This is a genomic window from Pseudomonas sp. PVC-3-1 (genome assembly GCF_057444315.1).
Map to the genome: position 1 here is coordinate 5821552 of NZ_CM172023.1, position 15492 is coordinate 5837043.

General features: G+C 64.6%; 16 protein-coding genes. 11 read left to right on the forward strand and 5 right to left on the reverse strand.

Annotated elements, in window-relative coordinates; translation table 11 throughout:
* Window positions 1-102 precede the first annotated feature (102 nt).
* Window positions 103-1563 (reverse strand): 23S rRNA pseudouridine(2605) synthase RluB, encoded by a 1461-nt coding sequence (gene rluB / locus AC2T4A_RS26760; protein WP_416747757.1) that lies wholly within the window; start codon window positions 1561-1563, stop codon window positions 103-105.
* Between the two features lie 120 nt (window positions 1564-1683).
* On the opposite strand from rluB, the gene AC2T4A_RS26765 reads away from it, so the two are divergent.
* From AC2T4A_RS26765 to AC2T4A_RS26780, 4 genes are all read left to right on the forward strand, one after another.
* Window positions 1684-2118: an NUDIX hydrolase gene (locus AC2T4A_RS26765; RefSeq protein WP_416747755.1), complete on the forward strand. Its 435-nt coding sequence runs from the start codon at window positions 1684-1686 to the stop codon at window positions 2116-2118.
* A 151-nt stretch (window positions 2119-2269) separates the two neighbouring features.
* A complete protein-coding gene (ccoN, locus tag AC2T4A_RS26770; RefSeq protein WP_486742185.1) occupies window positions 2270-3697 on the forward strand; it encodes a cytochrome-c oxidase, cbb3-type subunit I in 1428 nt (475 codons plus the stop codon).
* A 1-nt stretch (window position 3698) separates the two neighbouring features.
* A complete protein-coding gene (locus AC2T4A_RS26775) occupies window positions 3699-3929 on the forward strand; it encodes a cbb3-type cytochrome c oxidase subunit 3 (protein WP_486742186.1) in 231 nt (76 codons plus the stop codon).
* 267 nt (window positions 3930-4196) lie between these two features.
* Window positions 4197-4463 (forward strand): DUF2790 domain-containing protein, encoded by a 267-nt coding sequence (locus tag AC2T4A_RS26780; protein ID WP_236173051.1) that lies wholly within the window; start codon window positions 4197-4199, stop codon window positions 4461-4463.
* 209 nt (window positions 4464-4672) lie between these two features.
* Here the strand turns inward: AC2T4A_RS26780 and AC2T4A_RS26785 are convergent, their stop codons facing one another.
* Window positions 4673-6577, reverse strand: coding sequence for a potassium transporter Kup (locus tag AC2T4A_RS26785; protein WP_416747750.1), 1905 nt, complete (start codon window positions 6575-6577; stop codon window positions 4673-4675).
* 244 nt (window positions 6578-6821) lie between these two features.
* Between AC2T4A_RS26785 and rimO the strand changes: the two genes are divergently transcribed.
* From rimO to AC2T4A_RS26800, 3 genes are read left to right on the forward strand one after another with little or no spacing between them, the layout of a single operon-like run.
* The gene (rimO, locus tag AC2T4A_RS26790; RefSeq protein WP_416747748.1) at window positions 6822-8144 is read left to right on the forward strand and encodes a 30S ribosomal protein S12 methylthiotransferase RimO; all 1323 of its coding nucleotides are present in this window, start codon (window positions 6822-6824) and stop codon (window positions 8142-8144) included.
* A 53-nt stretch (window positions 8145-8197) separates the two neighbouring features.
* Entirely contained in the window at window positions 8198-8659 is a 462-nt protein-coding gene (locus tag AC2T4A_RS26795) for a YehS family protein (protein WP_045210051.1), read from the forward strand.
* Window positions 8660-8666: 7 nt separating this feature from the next.
* A complete protein-coding gene (locus AC2T4A_RS26800) occupies window positions 8667-9035 on the forward strand; it encodes a DUF2784 domain-containing protein (RefSeq protein WP_416747746.1) in 369 nt (122 codons plus the stop codon).
* Here the strand turns inward: AC2T4A_RS26800 and AC2T4A_RS26805 are convergent.
* The gene (locus AC2T4A_RS26805; RefSeq protein WP_486742187.1) at window positions 8983-10566 is read right to left on the reverse strand and encodes an ArnT family glycosyltransferase; all 1584 of its coding nucleotides are present in this window, start codon (window positions 10564-10566) and stop codon (window positions 8983-8985) included. The two genes, AC2T4A_RS26800 and AC2T4A_RS26805, sit on opposite strands and share 53 nt — an antisense overlap.
* A 173-nt stretch (window positions 10567-10739) precedes the next feature.
* Between AC2T4A_RS26805 and AC2T4A_RS26810 the strand changes: the two genes are divergently transcribed.
* Window positions 10740-11513, forward strand: a complete 774-nt coding sequence (locus AC2T4A_RS26810; RefSeq protein WP_138522638.1) for an SDR family oxidoreductase — start codon at window positions 10740-10742, stop codon at window positions 11511-11513.
* 48 nt (window positions 11514-11561) lie between these two features.
* Window positions 11562-12260: a tRNA (N6-threonylcarbamoyladenosine(37)-N6)-methyltransferase TrmO gene (tsaA, locus tag AC2T4A_RS26815; protein WP_486742188.1), complete on the forward strand. Its 699-nt coding sequence runs from the start codon at window positions 11562-11564 to the stop codon at window positions 12258-12260.
* A gap of 8 nt (window positions 12261-12268) precedes the next feature.
* On the opposite strand, the gene AC2T4A_RS26820 is transcribed toward tsaA, so the two are convergent.
* Complete coding sequence (locus AC2T4A_RS26820; RefSeq protein WP_138212700.1) at window positions 12269-12571, reverse strand: heme-binding protein; 303 nt, start codon at window positions 12569-12571, stop codon at window positions 12269-12271.
* 60 nt (window positions 12572-12631) lie between these two features.
* On the opposite strand from AC2T4A_RS26820, the gene AC2T4A_RS26825 reads away from it, so the two are divergent.
* A complete protein-coding gene (locus tag AC2T4A_RS26825) occupies window positions 12632-13045 on the forward strand; it encodes a VOC family protein (protein WP_169940869.1) in 414 nt (137 codons plus the stop codon).
* A gap of 440 nt (window positions 13046-13485) precedes the next feature.
* On the opposite strand, the gene fpr is transcribed toward AC2T4A_RS26825, so the two are convergent.
* A complete protein-coding gene (gene fpr / locus AC2T4A_RS26830; protein ID WP_017517998.1) occupies window positions 13486-14262 on the reverse strand; it encodes a ferredoxin-NADP reductase in 777 nt (258 codons plus the stop codon).
* A 223-nt stretch (window positions 14263-14485) separates the two neighbouring features.
* On the opposite strand from fpr, the gene AC2T4A_RS26835 reads away from it, so the two are divergent.
* Window positions 14486-15412, forward strand: coding sequence for a LysR family transcriptional regulator (locus tag AC2T4A_RS26835; protein WP_081517925.1), 927 nt, complete (start codon window positions 14486-14488; stop codon window positions 15410-15412).
* Window positions 15413-15492: the final 80 nt, after the last annotated feature.

The window sequence follows — 15492 nt, forward strand, 5'->3', positions numbered from 1 at the left end:
TCAAGCGGGTTCGCGAGCAAGCTCGCTCCTACAGAAGACTTCCGGTAAATCGCAGGCAAGAAAAAGGGCTCCGAGGAGCCCTTTTCCATTTACCGCTGACACTTAGCGCTTGAAGCCCGGACGCATGCCGTCGCCAGCAGCCTGCGGGCGGCGCTTGGCGATCGGCTTGCGCGCGACCGGCTTGCCGGGACGCTCGGCCAGAGGGGCGCCTTTTTCACGCGCCGGACGGTCGCTCGGAGCCTTGCGCGGCGCACGGTTCTCACCGGCATCGCTGCGCGGGCCACGGGCCGGACGATCAGCGCCGTCGCGCGGAGCACGAGCAGGACGATCACCACCAGCATCACGCGGTTTGCGCGGGGCGCGGCTATCGGCCGAATCGCTACGCGGGCCACGGGCCGGACGGTCACCGGCATCGCGCGGTGCGCGAGCGGGACGATCACCACCGGCGTCACGCGGCTTGCGCGGGGCGCGGCTGTCAGCGGAATCACTGCGCGGGCCACGAGCCGGACGATCACCGGCATCACGCGGAGCGCGGGCCGGACGGTCAGCGCTGTCGCGCGGTGCGCGCGCCGGACGCTCGTCGCTATCACGCGCAGCACGAGCCGGACGTTCACCGGCCGCCGGGCGCGGAGCACGCTGCGGACGCTCGCCTTCAACACGCTCGGTACGGGTACGCGAACCACGGCCCGGGCGCTCGCTGGGCGCCAGCTTCTTGCCGAGCTTGCGCTCCTGGCGCTCGACCTTTTCCTTGGTCTTGGTGGAGACCGCCGGCAGGGCGACCGGCGTCAGGCCGACTTCCTCGCTGAGGATGTCCAGCTCGCGCTGGCCCATCTCACGGTAGCGGCCCATGGTCAGCTCGGAGGTCAGGAAGACCGGTCCGAAGCGCACGCGCTTCAGGCGGCTGACCACCACGCCCTGGGATTCCCACAGGCGGCGGACTTCGCGGTTACGGCCCTCCATCACCACCACGTGGTACCAGTGGTTGAAGCCTTCGCCACCCGGCGCTTCCTGGATGTCGCTGAACTTGGCGGGGCCGTCTTCGAGCATCACGCCGGCTTTCAGGCGCTCGATCATCTCTTCGTCGACTTCACCGCGTACGCGCACGGCGTACTCGCGGTCCATCTCGTAGGACGGGTGCATCAGGCGGTTGGCCAGTTCGCCGTCGGTGGTGAACATCAGCAGACCGGTGGTGTTGATGTCCAGGCGGCCGACGTTGATCCAGCGGCCGCTGCGCAGGCGCGGCAGGCGGTCGAACACGGTCGGACGGCCTTCCGGATCGTCACGGGTGCAGACTTCGCCTTCGGGCTTGTTGTAGATCAGCACGCGGCGGACGTGCTCTTCGATCTTCTCGCGCTTGAGCAGGCGGTCATCGACGGCGATGGCATCGCGGTCGCCCACGCGCTGGCCAAGGGTGGCGACGGCGCCATTGACCTTGACCCGGCCTTCCTCGATCCAGGCTTCGACGTCGCGGCGCGAGCCCACGCCCATGCGGGCCAGGACCTTCTGCAGCTTCTCGCCTTCCGGAGCGGGGGTCAGTTCGGTGTTTTCGTGCTGGTCGTTCATCTCGGCACCTCCCGGTGTGTCGTGCAACGAAGAAAAAGGTCGCGCATCATACGCGCTTGTGCGCGGCAAAGCACCGCCCGCAGTCGGGAAAGACTAGTCGACTTACAGGGGAATGAAGCCATGCAGCACGAAGACGACTTCACCGGCGCCAAGCTCGCGCTGTTCCATGGGGGCCAACTGGTGGTCTACAAGCGCGACGACAAGCCCGGCATTCCCTATCCCGGCTGCTGGGACTTTCCCGGTGGCGGCCGCGAGGGAGAGGAAAGCCCGGCGCAATGCGCGCTACGCGAGCTGGAAGAGGAGTTCGGCCTGCGCCTGGGCGAGCAGCGCATCGAATGGCAACGCCGCTACCCTGCCACGCACGGCCCCGCGCCCTGGGCCTGGTTCCTGGTGGCGCGCCTGCAACAGGCGGAGTTCGAGGCCATCCGTTTTGGCGACGAAGGTCAGTACTGGCGGCTGATGCTCGTCAGCGAATACCTCGCCGAAGAACAAGCGGTGGGTTACCTGCAGGAACGCCTGCGGCATTTCCTCGCAGGGCGCATGGACATCGCCTGAATCCACGCGCCGAGCCGCTGATACGCATTTGAGCGGCCCATCTGAATCTGTTTCCTCTGCCCGCATTTTCCTAGATTGCCCGCTCACCGGAGCGCGCTGGATTCACAGCCCATTTGCGCGCCGGACGTTCTGTCACAAGCGGGAATCGAGCATGAACACGAGAAGCACGGAGCAGGCGTACAACTACAAGGTAGTCCGCCAATTCGCCATCATGACGGTGGTCTGGGGCGTCGTCGGCATGGCCATGGGGGTACTGATCGCCTCTCAACTGGTCTGGCCGCAACTGAACCTGGACCTGCCATGGACCAGTTTCGGGCGTCTGCGCCCGTTGCACACCAGCCTGGTGATCTTCGCCTTTGGTGGTTGCGCGCTGTTCGCCACCAGCTACTACACGGTGCAGCGCACCTGTCAGGCGCGTCTGTTTTCCGACAGCCTCGCCGCCTTTACCTTCTGGGGCTGGCAGGCGCTGATCGTGGTGATGATGATCAGCTTGCCGCTGGGCTACACCACCACCAAGGAATACGCCGAGATCGAATTCACTGGCGCGGTGTGGATGGCCATCGTCTGGGTCGCCTACGCGGTGGTGTTCTTCGGCACGCTGATGAAGCGCAAGACACCGCACATTTATGTGGGCAACTGGTTCTTCGCCGCCTTCATCCTGGTGACGGCGATGCTGCACATCGTCAACCACCTGGCCATTCCGGTGGACTGGTTCAAGTCCTACCCGGTGTACTCCGGCGCCACCGACGCGATGGTGCAATGGTGGTACGGGCACAACGCGGTGGGCTTCTTCCTCACCACCGGCTTCCTCGGGATGATGTACTACTTCGTGCCCAAGCAGGCCGGGCGCCCGGTGTATTCCTACCGGCTGTCCATCGTGCACTTCTGGGCGCTGATCACCCTGTACATCTGGGCCGGCCCACACCACCTGCATTACACCGCCCTGCCCGACTGGGCACAGTCGCTGGGCATGGTGATGTCGCTGATTCTCCTGGCACCGAGCTGGGGCGGCATGATCAACGGCATGATGACCCTCTCCGGCGCCTGGCATAAGTTGCGTACCGATCCAATCCTGCGCTTCCTCGTGGTCTCGCTGGCGTTCTACGGCATGTCGACCTTCGAGGGCCCCATGATGGCGATCAAGACCGTCAATGCCCTGTCTCACTACACTGACTGGACCATCGGCCACGTCCATGCCGGCGCGCTGGGCTGGGTGGCGATGATCTCCATCGGCTCGCTCTATCACCTGATTCCCAAGGTTTTCGGTCGCGAACAGATGCACAGCATCGGTCTGATCAACGCACACTTCTGGCTGGCCACTATCGGCACGGTCCTGTACATCGCCTCGATGTGGGTCAACGGCATCACCCAGGGCCTGATGTGGCGGGCGGTGAACGCCGATGGCACGCTCACCTACTCCTTCGTCGAAGCGCTGCAGGCCAGCCATCCGGGCTTCGTGGTACGGATGACCGGCGGGCTGATGTTCCTCAGCGGCATGCTGCTGATGGCCTGGAACACCTGGGTTACCGTGCGCCAGGCGCGCCCGGAAGCCATGCGCGTCGCCGAGAGGATGGCCTGAGATGACGCTGTGGCTGGGGCTGGCCGGCCTGCTGGCGATGTACTTCGGTATCGGCTGGAGCCTGCGGGCGCACCGTCAGCGCGGTATCGAGGAGGCCAGCATGCTGCCTTTCGCCGATGACGAGGACGTGGCCAGACGCATGGAGAAAGCCACCGGGCGCAGCCGAACTGGCTGCGCCTGCCCCGGCCGCTGCCAAGGCGACTGCGAGCACTGGCGCGACTGGCAGCCCTAGTACGGCATTTTGCGGGCATGCCTGCGACAGAGCGCCACATCACCTCCATCAATTTTCATTAGCAAGCACATCAATTTCCCGGCGGCGGGCCCGAGGAGGAATATCACTCCCGTGCCCCGCCACCTGATGGACGCCTGAAGCATCGTCCCCTGTCCTGTCTGGACCCCAGGACAGACATCATCGATGCCAGTGCTCCCCGGTGGGGCTTTCAAACCCATTCAAGGGCCCCGCGGGCCCTCACCGAGCGTTTCACCGAGGGAATAAAGAATGAAGCTTGCCTCTGTCGTGTCGGCTGTCATCTCCAGCCTCGCCCCGATGGCTTTTGCCCAGGACGCAATCAAGAACCCCGGCGCCGATCTGCCGGCTACCGAATACCACTACGGCATGTCCCTGGACGTCGACAAGGTCCTGCACCGCACCGACAACTCCGGCAAGGTCGGCATCGTGCCGGCATACATGGTCTATCAGGATCACGAGGGCCAGACCCACAAGGTGCGCTTCCTCGAATGGGGCGGCAGCACCAGCCAGGGCTGAGTCTCACGAATATCGCCCTCCGGCCGTCTTGGCCAAACCCCGCGAGCCAGTGGTGGCGGTCGGGGGGCGATCCTGGCTCCATGTTTTGGCGAGCAAGCTCGCTCCTACAGGTAGACGCTGGTGTGCTCTTTGTAGGAGCGAGTTTGCTCGCGAACCAACCTCAACGAAAAAAGCGCGCCGATTGGCGCGCTTTTTCGTGTGGGGGCGGATCAGATTTCCACCTGCGTCCCCAGCTCGATCACCCGGTTCAGCGGCAGGTTGAAGTAGCGCAGGTTGCCGTTGGCGTTCTTCAGCAGGAAAGCGAACAGCGCCTCGCGCCAGCGCGCCATGCCGATCAGCTTGGATGGGATCACCGTCTCGCGACTGAGGAAATAGGTAGTACGCATCGGGCTGAAGTCCAACTCATTGAGGTGGCACAGCTTGAGCGCCTGCGGGATGTCCGGGTCTTCGATAAAGCCGAAGTGCAGCACCACGCGGAAGAAGCCTTCGCCGTAGGCATCCACCTCGAAGCGGCGGTCCGGGGCAACCCGCGGGCTGTCTTCGTTGACCACGGTGAGCAGCACGACCTGCTCATGCAGCACCTGGTTGTGCAAAAGGTTGTGCAACAACGCATGGGGCACGGCGTCGGTGCGCGCGGTGAGGAACACGGCGGTGCCCTGCACGCGGTGCGGCGGCTGCGAGCGGATGCTGGAAATAAACAGCGGCAGCGGCAACGAGCCTTCGTCCAGACGGTCCACCAGCAATTGGCGACCGCGCTTCCAGGTGGTCATCAGGATGAACAGGCCGATACCGGCGATCACCGGGAAGGCACCACCCTGGACGACCTTGGGCAGGTTGGCGGCGAAGAACAGAGTGTCGACGAACAGCATCATCAGGAAGAACGGAATCGCCAGCCACAGCGGCCACTTCCACATCAGCCAGACCACCACGCCCATCAGCAGCGTGGTCATCAGCATGGTGCCGGTCACCGCCACGCCGTAAGCCGAGGCCAGTGCGGCGGAGGACTCGAAGCCCAGCACCAGCAACACCACGCCGACCATCAGCGCCCAGTTGACCATGCCGATATAGATCTGCCCCTGCTCGTGACTGGAGGTGTGCTGGATCACCATGCGAGGCACGTAGCCGAGTTGGATCGCCTGGCGGGTCAGGGAGAAGGCACCGGAAATCACGGCCTGCGATGCAATCACCGTGGCCGCCGTGGACAGCGCCACCATCGGCACCAGCGCCCAGCCCGGCGCGGTCAGGTAGAAGGGGTTACGTGCGGCTTCCGGGTTGACCAGGATAGTCGCACCCTGGCCGAAGTAGTTCAGCACCAGCGCCGGCAGCACCAGGGCAAACCAGGCACGGGCGATGGGTTTGCGGCCGAAGTGGCCCATGTCGGCGTACAGCGCTTCGGCGCCGGTCAGCGCCAGCACGGTGGCGCCGAGGATGGCCACGCCGATGCCCGGATGGGAAATGAAGAAGTTGACGGCCCAGGCCGGGTTCATCGCCTTCAGCACTTCCGGCTGCTGCGACACGCCATAGGCCCCCAGCGCCGCCAGCGCCACGAACCACGCCACCATCACCGGCCCGAAGAGAATGCCGATACGCGCGGTGCCGTGCTTTTGTATGAGGAACAGTCCGACCAGCACGATCAGCGACAGCGGCACCACCCAGTGTTCCAGGCCGTCGAAGGCGATCTCCAGGCCCTCGATGGCCGAGAGCACCGAGATCGCCGGCGTGATCATGCTGTCGCCATAGAAAAGTGCCGCGCCGATCAGGCCGGCTATCACCACCATCGCCTGCAATCTGCGACGTCCGGTGGCGGCGCGCCGGGCCAGCGCGGAGAGGGCCATCACCCCGCCCTCACCCTGGTTGTCAGCGCGCAGGACGAAGATCACGTACTTTATCGACACCACCCAGATCAGCGACCAGAAGATCAGCGAGAGCACGCCGAGTACACCGTCGTGGTTGGCCTGCACGCCATAGCCGCCGACGAAGACTTCCTTGAGGGTGTACAGCGGGCTGGTGCCGATATCGCCGTAGCAGACGCCCACGGCACCGACCATCAGGCCGACGGCGGAGCTGGAATGGGGCTGCTCATGCTCAACGGTGCCGGCGCTTGCATCGGACATGTAACAAAATTCCTCAAAAAAATTCGGCGCATCCTGCTCCGACCCTTTCGTCGATGCAAGAGCCGGGTTCGAAGGTTCTGATTGACTATAGAGCCTGTTGCCCGGAATTACCGGGCAGACGGGGCTGTCCGGCGGCGTGCGACAGCTTGTCCCAGAGAGGCTGGTCAAGTGCGCGGGACGCCGCTAGAATTGCGCACTTTTTGATCAGAGGCGCCGCCAGCGCGCCCTTCGAGGTTAGCCGCACATGTCCACCGCCACACCCAAAGTAGGATTCGTCTCGCTCGGATGCCCGAAAGCGACTGTCGATTCCGAACGCATCCTCACCCAACTGCGCATGGAAGGGTACGAAATCGTCCCCACCTACCAGGACGCGGACGTGGTGGTGGTGAACACCTGCGGCTTCATCGACAGCGCCAAGGCCGAATCCCTGGACGCCATCGGCGAGGCCATCGCCGAGAACGGCAAGGTGATCGTCACCGGCTGCATGGGCGTCGCCGAAGACAGCATCCGTGACGTGCACCCCAGCGTGCTGGCCGTGACCGGCCCGCAGCAATACGAGCAAGTGGTCAATGCTGTCCACGAGGTGATCCCGCCCAAGGCCGAGCACAACCCGCTGATCGACCTCGTGCCGCCGCAGGGCATCAAGCTGACTCCGCGCCACTACGCCTACCTGAAGATTTCCGAAGGCTGCAACCACAGCTGCAGCTTCTGCATCATCCCGTCGATGCGCGGCAAGCTGGTCAGCCGCCCGGTCGGCGACGTGCTCAGCGAAGCCCAGCGCCTGGTGAAAGCCGGCGTGAAGGAACTGCTGGTCATCTCCCAGGACACCAGCGCCTACGGCGTCGACCTGAAGTACAAGATGGACTTCTGGGACGGCCAGCCGGTGAAGACCCGCATGCTGGAGCTGTGCCAGGCGCTCTCCTCCATGGGCGTGTGGGTGCGCCTGCACTACGTCTACCCGTACCCCAACGTCGACGACGTGATCCCGCTGATGGCCGAGGGCAAGCTGCTGCCCTACCTGGACATCCCCTTCCAGCACGCCAGCCCGAAAGTGCTGAAGTCCATGAAGCGCCCCGCCTTCGAGGACAAGACCCTGGCGCGCATCAAGAAGTGGCGCGAGATCTGCCCCGAGCTGACCATCCGCTCCACCTTCATCGTCGGCTTCCCCGGCGAGACCGAGGAAGACTTCCAGTACCTGCTCGACTGGCTGACCGAAGCCCAGCTCGACCGCGTCGGCTGCTTCCAGTACTCCCCGGTGGAGGGCGCCCCGGCCAACGACCTGGGCCTGGACGTAGTGCCGGACGACGTCAAACAGGACCGCTGGGAGCGCTTCATGGCGCACCAGCAGGCGATCTCCGCCGCCCGTCTGCAACTGAAGATCGGCAAGGAAATCGAAGTCCTGATCGACGAAGTGGACGATGAAGGCGCGGTCGGCCGCTCCTACGCCGACGCCCCGGAAATCGACGGTGCCGTCTACATCGACAGCTTCGACGTGAAGCCGGGCGACAAGGTGCGCGTACGCATCACCGACGCCGACGAGTACGACCTCTGGGCCGAACTGGTCTGATCCGCAAAAGCCCCGCTGATGCGGGGCTTTTCATTTCTGCTATTGGAAAGACCATGACCAACAACGACGTACTGCGCAGCCTGCGCTACCTGCTGGACATCCGCGATGCCCAGGTTGCCGAGATCACCGCGCTGGCCGGCTTCAACGTCAGTGCCGAGGAAATCGGCGCCTTTCTCGCCCGCGACGACGAACCGGATTTCAAACCCTGCAGCGACCGCGTGCTGGCGCACTTCCTCGACGGCCTGATCGTGCATCGCCGTGGCCGCGACGAATCGCGCCCGCTGCCGCCGGTGGAACTGCCGCTGACCAACAACATCACCTTGAAGAAGCTGCGCGTGGCCTTCGAGTTGCGCGACGACGATATCCTCGCGATCCTCGACAGCGTCAGCTTCATCGTCACCAAGACTGAGCTGGGCGCGCTGTTCCGCAAACCCGGCCACAACAACTACCGCCCGTGCGGCGACCAGTTGCTGCGCAACTTCCTCAAGGGTCTGACCCAGCGCCAGCAGCGCTGAGGCTGCCGTGCTCTATCGCCTCGCCGCCGACGCCGTCGTCCTGCTGCACCTGGGGTTCATCCTCTTCGTGCTGCTTGGCGGCGTTCTGCTGCTGCGCTGGCCGCGCCTGGCCTGGCTGCACGTGCCAGCAGCGGCCTGGGGCATGGCGGTGGAGTTCCTCCACCTCTACTGCCCGCTCACCCCGCTGGAAAACCACTTCCGCGGCTTGGCCGGCGACAGCGGCTACAGTGGTGGCTTCGTCGAGCACTACCTGATCCCGCTGATCTACCCCGCCGGCCTGACCGAGGCGACCCAGGTCGTCCTCGGCCTTGTAGTGGTAGCGGTCAATCTGCCGCCGTACCTGCTTCTGCTGCACCGGGCGCTGCGTTCGCGCTGAGCGGCTTTCCGATAGGCAGATAGGCGAGGCTCGCCTCCTTGTTCTTTGCATGGCCCAGGCGCTGGCCATTGTTGAGGGTCGATTCGATCAGCCGGTGATCCGCCGTCAGCCAGTTCAGCGGCTGCGTTCCCTCGTGTGTCACCTGGGAGATGATCAGGGTGCGCGCCGGATCCCACTCCTCGCCGGTGTTCTGGTGAAGCCAAGCGAACAGCGCCGCGCTGTCGCCCTGTGGATAACCGGAGTGGATATAGAGGAATGGGTGCGCCTGCTGCTCACCCTGCTTCTGCAGATAGATCGGCAGTCGCGCATCATCATCACCAAGGACCAGTACCCGCCACTGCGACCACGGCGCGGTCTGCTCCGCCGCTGCACGCACCTCCCTGGCGAAGAGCGGAACCCCGCCGCCAGCATTGCTCCATGGGTACGCCACGCCCACCACCAGCAGCATTACCACCGCTGCGGCGCCGACCGCCCACGGCCAGGCACGCCCCAGCCCGGCCAGCTTGCGTTCATGCCGCCACTGGATCACCCACCACGCACCCAACAGTTGCGCAAACGGCACCAGCGGAAGCACGTAGTAACTGCGCCGGCCACCACTGGCAGTGAAGAACGCGAACAGCAGCACCAGCGCCCAGACCAGCCAGCGCGCATTGGGTTCCAGTTGCTTCCAGCGGCGCGCGGCGAACCACAGGCCGAGTATCCACACCGGCGCCCAGGGCAGCGTGTAGGCCGGCAGGTACAACAGGTAGGTGTAAATCGGCCCCTCGTGGTCGAAAGGCTGGAAGAAGCGCACCACGTTCTCGCGGAACACCAGCGCCAGCCCGCTCTCGCCGTAGCTGGGCTGGCCATAGAAATGCGACAGCACGAAGGGAATCGCGTAGACCGCGCCAGCCACCACCAGCGCCGCCAGCAATCGCGGGTTCAGGTGCCGGCGCCAGCGCCCGTCACTGAGCAGGTGCGGCAGCAGCACCAGACCCGGCAGGACAAAACCGATCAGCCCCTTGCACAGCGACGTCAGCGAGAGGATCAGGAAGAAGCCCAGGTAGCTCCTGAATCGCGTGTCCTCCGGGTCACGCCAGTACCAGGCCAGCGCCGCCAGCACGCCAAACACCGTGAGCATGTCCGCCGTCGCCACCCGCGCCCAGAACAGGAAGTAGAAAGTGGTCGCCAGCAGCCAGCCGGCCAGCAGTCCAGTGCCCTTGCGCAGCAGGCGTTCGCCCAGCCACCAGGTGAGCCAGATGCTGCCCAGCCCGGCCAGCACGGTGCTGAGGCGCAGCGTCCAGTGGTTGAGGCCGAACAGACTGGCCGGCGCCGTGATCAGCCAGTAGGACAGCAGCGGCTTGTCGTAATACGGCGCGCCGCGCAGATAGGGGTCGAAGTAATCGCCCGACTGCAGCATCTGCAGGGAGATATCCGCCCAGCGCACTTCCGGCCCCCAGACTTCGCGTGCCCATAACCCGGTCACCATCAGCACCAGCGTGGCAACCATCAGCAGCAACAGCGCTTTGCGATCTTTGCTCCAACCCTGCATTACCCGGCCCCCGGCCTCTCGAATGTGCGCGGGACACTAGGGCAGCGATGGTTATGCGCAGGTTAAGAAAATGCAGCCGTCGCGTAATGCGCCGCCATTTACCGACTGGATAGTGCTCGGAGCCCCCCGACGATCCCGCTAGGGTGACGCGAAAACCCAGCCAGGAGAGGCTCATGCACCCGTACTTTTCCCTTGCAGGCAAGACCGCACTGGTCACCGGCGGCACCCGTGGCATCGGCCGAATGATCGCCCAGGGCCTGCTTGAAGCCGGCGCCAAAGTGATCATCTGCGCCCGCGACGGCGCCGCCTGCGCCGACACCGCCGCCGAGCTGTCGCAGTACGGCGAATGCATCGGCCTGCCGGCCAACCTAGCCACCGAGGAAGGCGCCCGCGTGCTGGCCGCCGACCTCGCCGAACGCCTGGACCACCTCGACATCCTGGTGAACAACGCCGGCACCACCTGGGGCGCACCGCTGGAAAGCTACCCGGCCTCGGGCTGGGAGAAGGTCATGCAGCTCAACGTCACCGCCGTGTTCAGCTGCATCCAGCAACTGCTGCCGCTGTTGAAGAAGGCCGGCAACGCGCAGAGCCCGGCGCGGGTGATCAACATCGGCTCGGTGGCCGGCGTCACCTCCCACGGCGAGAGCGCCTACGCCTACGGCCCGAGCAAGGCCGCGCTGCACCAGCTGTCGCGCATGCTCGCCCGCGAACTGGTGAAGGACCACATCAACGTCAACGTCATCGCTCCCGGCCGCTTCCCCAGCAAGATGACCCGCCACATCGCCAATGATGAGCAGGCCATGGCCGAGGATACTGCTGTTATCCCCATGCGCCGCTGGGGCCGCGAGGAAGAGATGTCCGCCCTGGCCATCAGCCTGGCGAGCGCCGCCGGTGCCTACATGACCGGCAACATCATCCCCATCGACGGCGGCTTCCACCTCGGCTGAAGCGCGTAATCGGGTACCATGGCGGCCCCTGCCACCGCTTGTGCCGCCATGTCCCACACCGTCTCGCCCATCGGCTACGTCCGCTCCTGCTTCAAGGAGAAGTTCGCCATTCCGCGCCAGCCGCAACTGGCTCCGGCCGCGACCGGTGTACTGGAACTGCTGCCGCCATTCGACACAGGCGACGCGGTGGCGGGCCTGGAGCAGGTCAGCCACGTCTGGCTGATCTTCCTCTTCCACCAGGCGCTGGAAGACAAGCCACGGCTGAAGGTGCGCCCACCGCGCCTGGGCGGCAACCAGTCGATGGGCGTGTTCGCCACCCGCGCCACCCACCGGCCCAACGGACTCGGCCAATCCGTAGTGAAACTGGAGAAAGTCGAGCCCGGCCGCCTCTGGCTCTCCGGCATCGATCTGCTGGACGGCACTCCGGTCATCGACATCAAGCCCTACGTGCCCTACGCCGACATAGTCGCGGACGCACGCAACGCCATCGCCGACGCGCCGCCCGCCCCCATTGCCGTGCACTGGAGTGACGAAGCCCTGCGCCAGGCCCATGAACACGGCCTGCGCCTCAGCCAGCCGGTGCGTGAACTGGTCGAGCAATGCCTCGCCCAGGACCCGCGCCCGGCCTACCAGAAGCCGCCGCCGGAACGCCGCTATGGCGTGCGCCTGTGGGATCTCGATGTGCACTGGCACTACCCCGCCGACGGCGAGATCCGCGTGCTGGATCTGCAGCGCGCCGCCGACTGAAACCTGCCTCAGTCCACTGGATTGAGGGCGATCACGTCGCTCTCGAAACACTCCTGCTCGACAATCAGCGGCTCTACCAGCGGACGACTGTCGCGGAAATGTGCGGTCTGCGTGTGGGCTTCGTAAGCCGCATCATCGCGGTAGATCTCGTAGAGATAGATCACGTCCGGATCGAGGCGATCCTGTGACACATCGAAGACCAGGCAACCAGGCTCGCTGGACACGGAAGCGGCGGCATTGGCCTTGATGGCGTGGAGGAAATCCTCGGCGCTGCCGGGTTTTACGCGGGTCTTGATGAACAGACTGTACACAGGGCGTTCCTTTTGTTTTAAATTTGAAATCAAATTGTATACAAAAAAGGAACCGCGTCCATGTCCGATCTCCCTGCCCGCCCCGGCCGCCTCAACGGCCTGCGCCACCTCGCCCTGCTGGTGCCAAACCTGGAAGAGTGCGAGCGCTTCTATGTCGACGTGCTCGGCATGGAAGTGCTGAACCGCGCCAACGAGGACCTGGTGTACCTCACCTGCGGCAACGACAACCTCTCGCTGGGACGCGGCTTCGGCGCCGCCAATGGGCTGCAGACCATGGATCACTACGGCTTCGTGGTGGACAGCGTGGAAGAGCTGGAAGCCTGGTACCAGTACTTCAAGGCTCGCGGCGTGACACTGCTGGACCGCCCCTTCGACCATGGCGACGGCGCGCGCAGTTTCCATCTGCTGGACCCGGCGGGGAACAAAGTGCAGCCTCTGTATCACCCGGCGGTGTCGGGACAGCGGCTGGCCTGACGTCCTTGTAGGAAAAACTGTGTCCCCCGGACTCCGCGCCTTGGCTTTCCCTCTCCCTCACCCTCTCCCTGAAGGGATAGGGTGAGCGGCCCTTGATCTCGTAGGAGCGAGCTTGCTCGCGAACGAAGGACGCACCATGCCTTGCAGGTTCGCGAGCAAGCTCGCTCCTACAAAAAGCGGACTGGCGATCAGAGTCACTGGCCTTGGTCGACCCTCTCAGAACGGGTCGCTCACCCGGGTCAGCCCCAGGGGCTTTTGATCCTGTAGGAGCGAGCTTGCTCGCGAACGTAGGACGCACCATGCCTTGCAGGTTCGCGAGCAAGCTCGCTCCTACAGAGGGCCGCGGCTCGGGGCAGAAAGCCAGGCATAAAAAACGCCGCGATCCCAAAGGAATCGCGGCGTTTTTCGACTCAATCGTCAGACGCTGCTGACTGCTCGGCTTACTTCTCGACGAAAGCACGCTCGATCAGGTAATCGCCCGGCTCGCCCATGCGCGGGGAGATCTGCAGGCCGAAGCTGTTCAGCACTTCGCTGGTCTCGTCGAGCATGCTCGGGCTGCCGCAGATCATGGCGCGGTCGTCCTGCGGGTTCATCGGCGGCAGGCCGATGTCAGCGAACAGCTTGCCGCTGCGCATCAGGTCGGTCTGACGGCCCATGCTGTGGAACTCCTCGCGGGTCACCAGCGGGCAATAGATCAGCTTCTCTTTCACCATGTCGCCGAAGTACTCGTGCTCCGGCAGGACCTTGGTGATGAAGTCCGCGTAGGCCAGCTCGCTGACCCAGCGTACGCCGTGGACCAGGATGACCTTCTCGAAGCGCTCGTAGACTTCCGGGTCCTGGATGACCGACAGGAACGGCGCCATGCCGGTGCCGGTGCTCAGCAGGTACAGGTGCTTGCCGGGCTTGAGGTCGTCCAGCACCAGGGTGCCGGTGGGCTTGCGGCTGACCATCAGCTCGTCGCCTTCCTTCAGGTGCTGCAGACGCGAAGTCAGCGGACCGTCCGGGACCTTGATGCTGAAGAATTCCAGGTGCTCTTCGTAGTTCGGGCTGGCGATGCTGTACGCGCGCATCAGCGGACGACCGTTGACTTCCAGGCCGATCATCACGAACTGACCGGTCTTGAAGCGCAGACCCGGGTTACGGGTGGTCTTGAAGCTGAAGAGGGTGTCGTTCCAGTGGTGCACGCTGAGAACGCGCTCGGTGTACAGGTTGCTCATCAAGGACTCCTAGGAGAAACGTGGCGCACCCCAGCAAATCCCGGACGTAGCGCAATTGCGCGACATTTTATAGGCGGCGACAATATCCGCAAAATAAATTATCTGGATATTGCTAATCCAAAACGCAGATAAGCCCGCATCACGTCGCCGCAAAAGGATACCTTCCGGGCATTCCTGCACCGGGGCGACGAAATGTCGCGCAGCCTTTTCGGAGTCCTCTCCCATGAAATTCACCCTGCGCCAGCTCGAAGTCTTCGTCGCCGTCGCTCAGCAGGAAAGCGTCTCGCGCGCGGCTGAAGCCCTGTCGATGTCGCAGTCGGCGACCAGCACCTCTCTGGGTGAACTGGAGCGGCAGTTCGACTGCAAGTTGTTCGATCGCTCCGGCAAGCGCCTGACCCTCAACGCGCTCGGCCGCCAATTGCTGCCCCAGGCAGTAGCCCTGCTCGACCGCGGCAGCGAGATCGAGAACATGCTCAACGGCAAGAGCGCCTTCGGCTCGCTGGACCTGGGCGCCACCCTGACCATCGGCAACTACCTGGCGACCTTGCTGATCGGCACCTTCATGCAGCGCCAGCCGGACTGCCGGGTGCGCCTGCATGTGCACAACACCGCCCACGTGGTGCAGCGCGTGGCGCATTACGAACTGGACCTGGGGCTGATCGAAGGCGACTGCCAGCACCCGGACATCGAGGTGCAGCCGTGGATGGAAGACGAACTGGTGGTGTTCTGCGCGCCGCAGCACCCGCTCGCCCGTGAAGGCCGCGCGAGCCTGGAGCGGCTGACGGAGGAAGCGTGGATCCTGCGGGAACAGGGATCGGGCACGCGGCTGACCTTCGACCAGGCCATGCGACACCACGTGGAGCCGCTGAACGTGCGGCTGGAGCTGGAACACACCGAGGCGATCAAGCGCGCCGTGGAATCGGGGTTGGGGATCGGCTGCATTTCGCGCCTGGCCCTGCGCGATGCCTTCCGCCGCGGCAGTCTGGTACCGGTGGAAACCCCGGACCTAGACCTGCGCCGGCAGTTCTACTTCATCTGGCATCGGCAGAAGTACCAGACGGCGACCATGCGCGAGTTCCTGGAGCTGTGCCGCAGCGAAACCGCCGGGGTGACGCGCAGCGACGATATCGTCCTGCCGATGATTCCCTGAGTTGAGCTTTTAGTAGGAGCGAGCTTGCTCGCGAACGCTTCATGCCTGCGACATCAGTATCAGGCGGCTCGCGAGCAAGC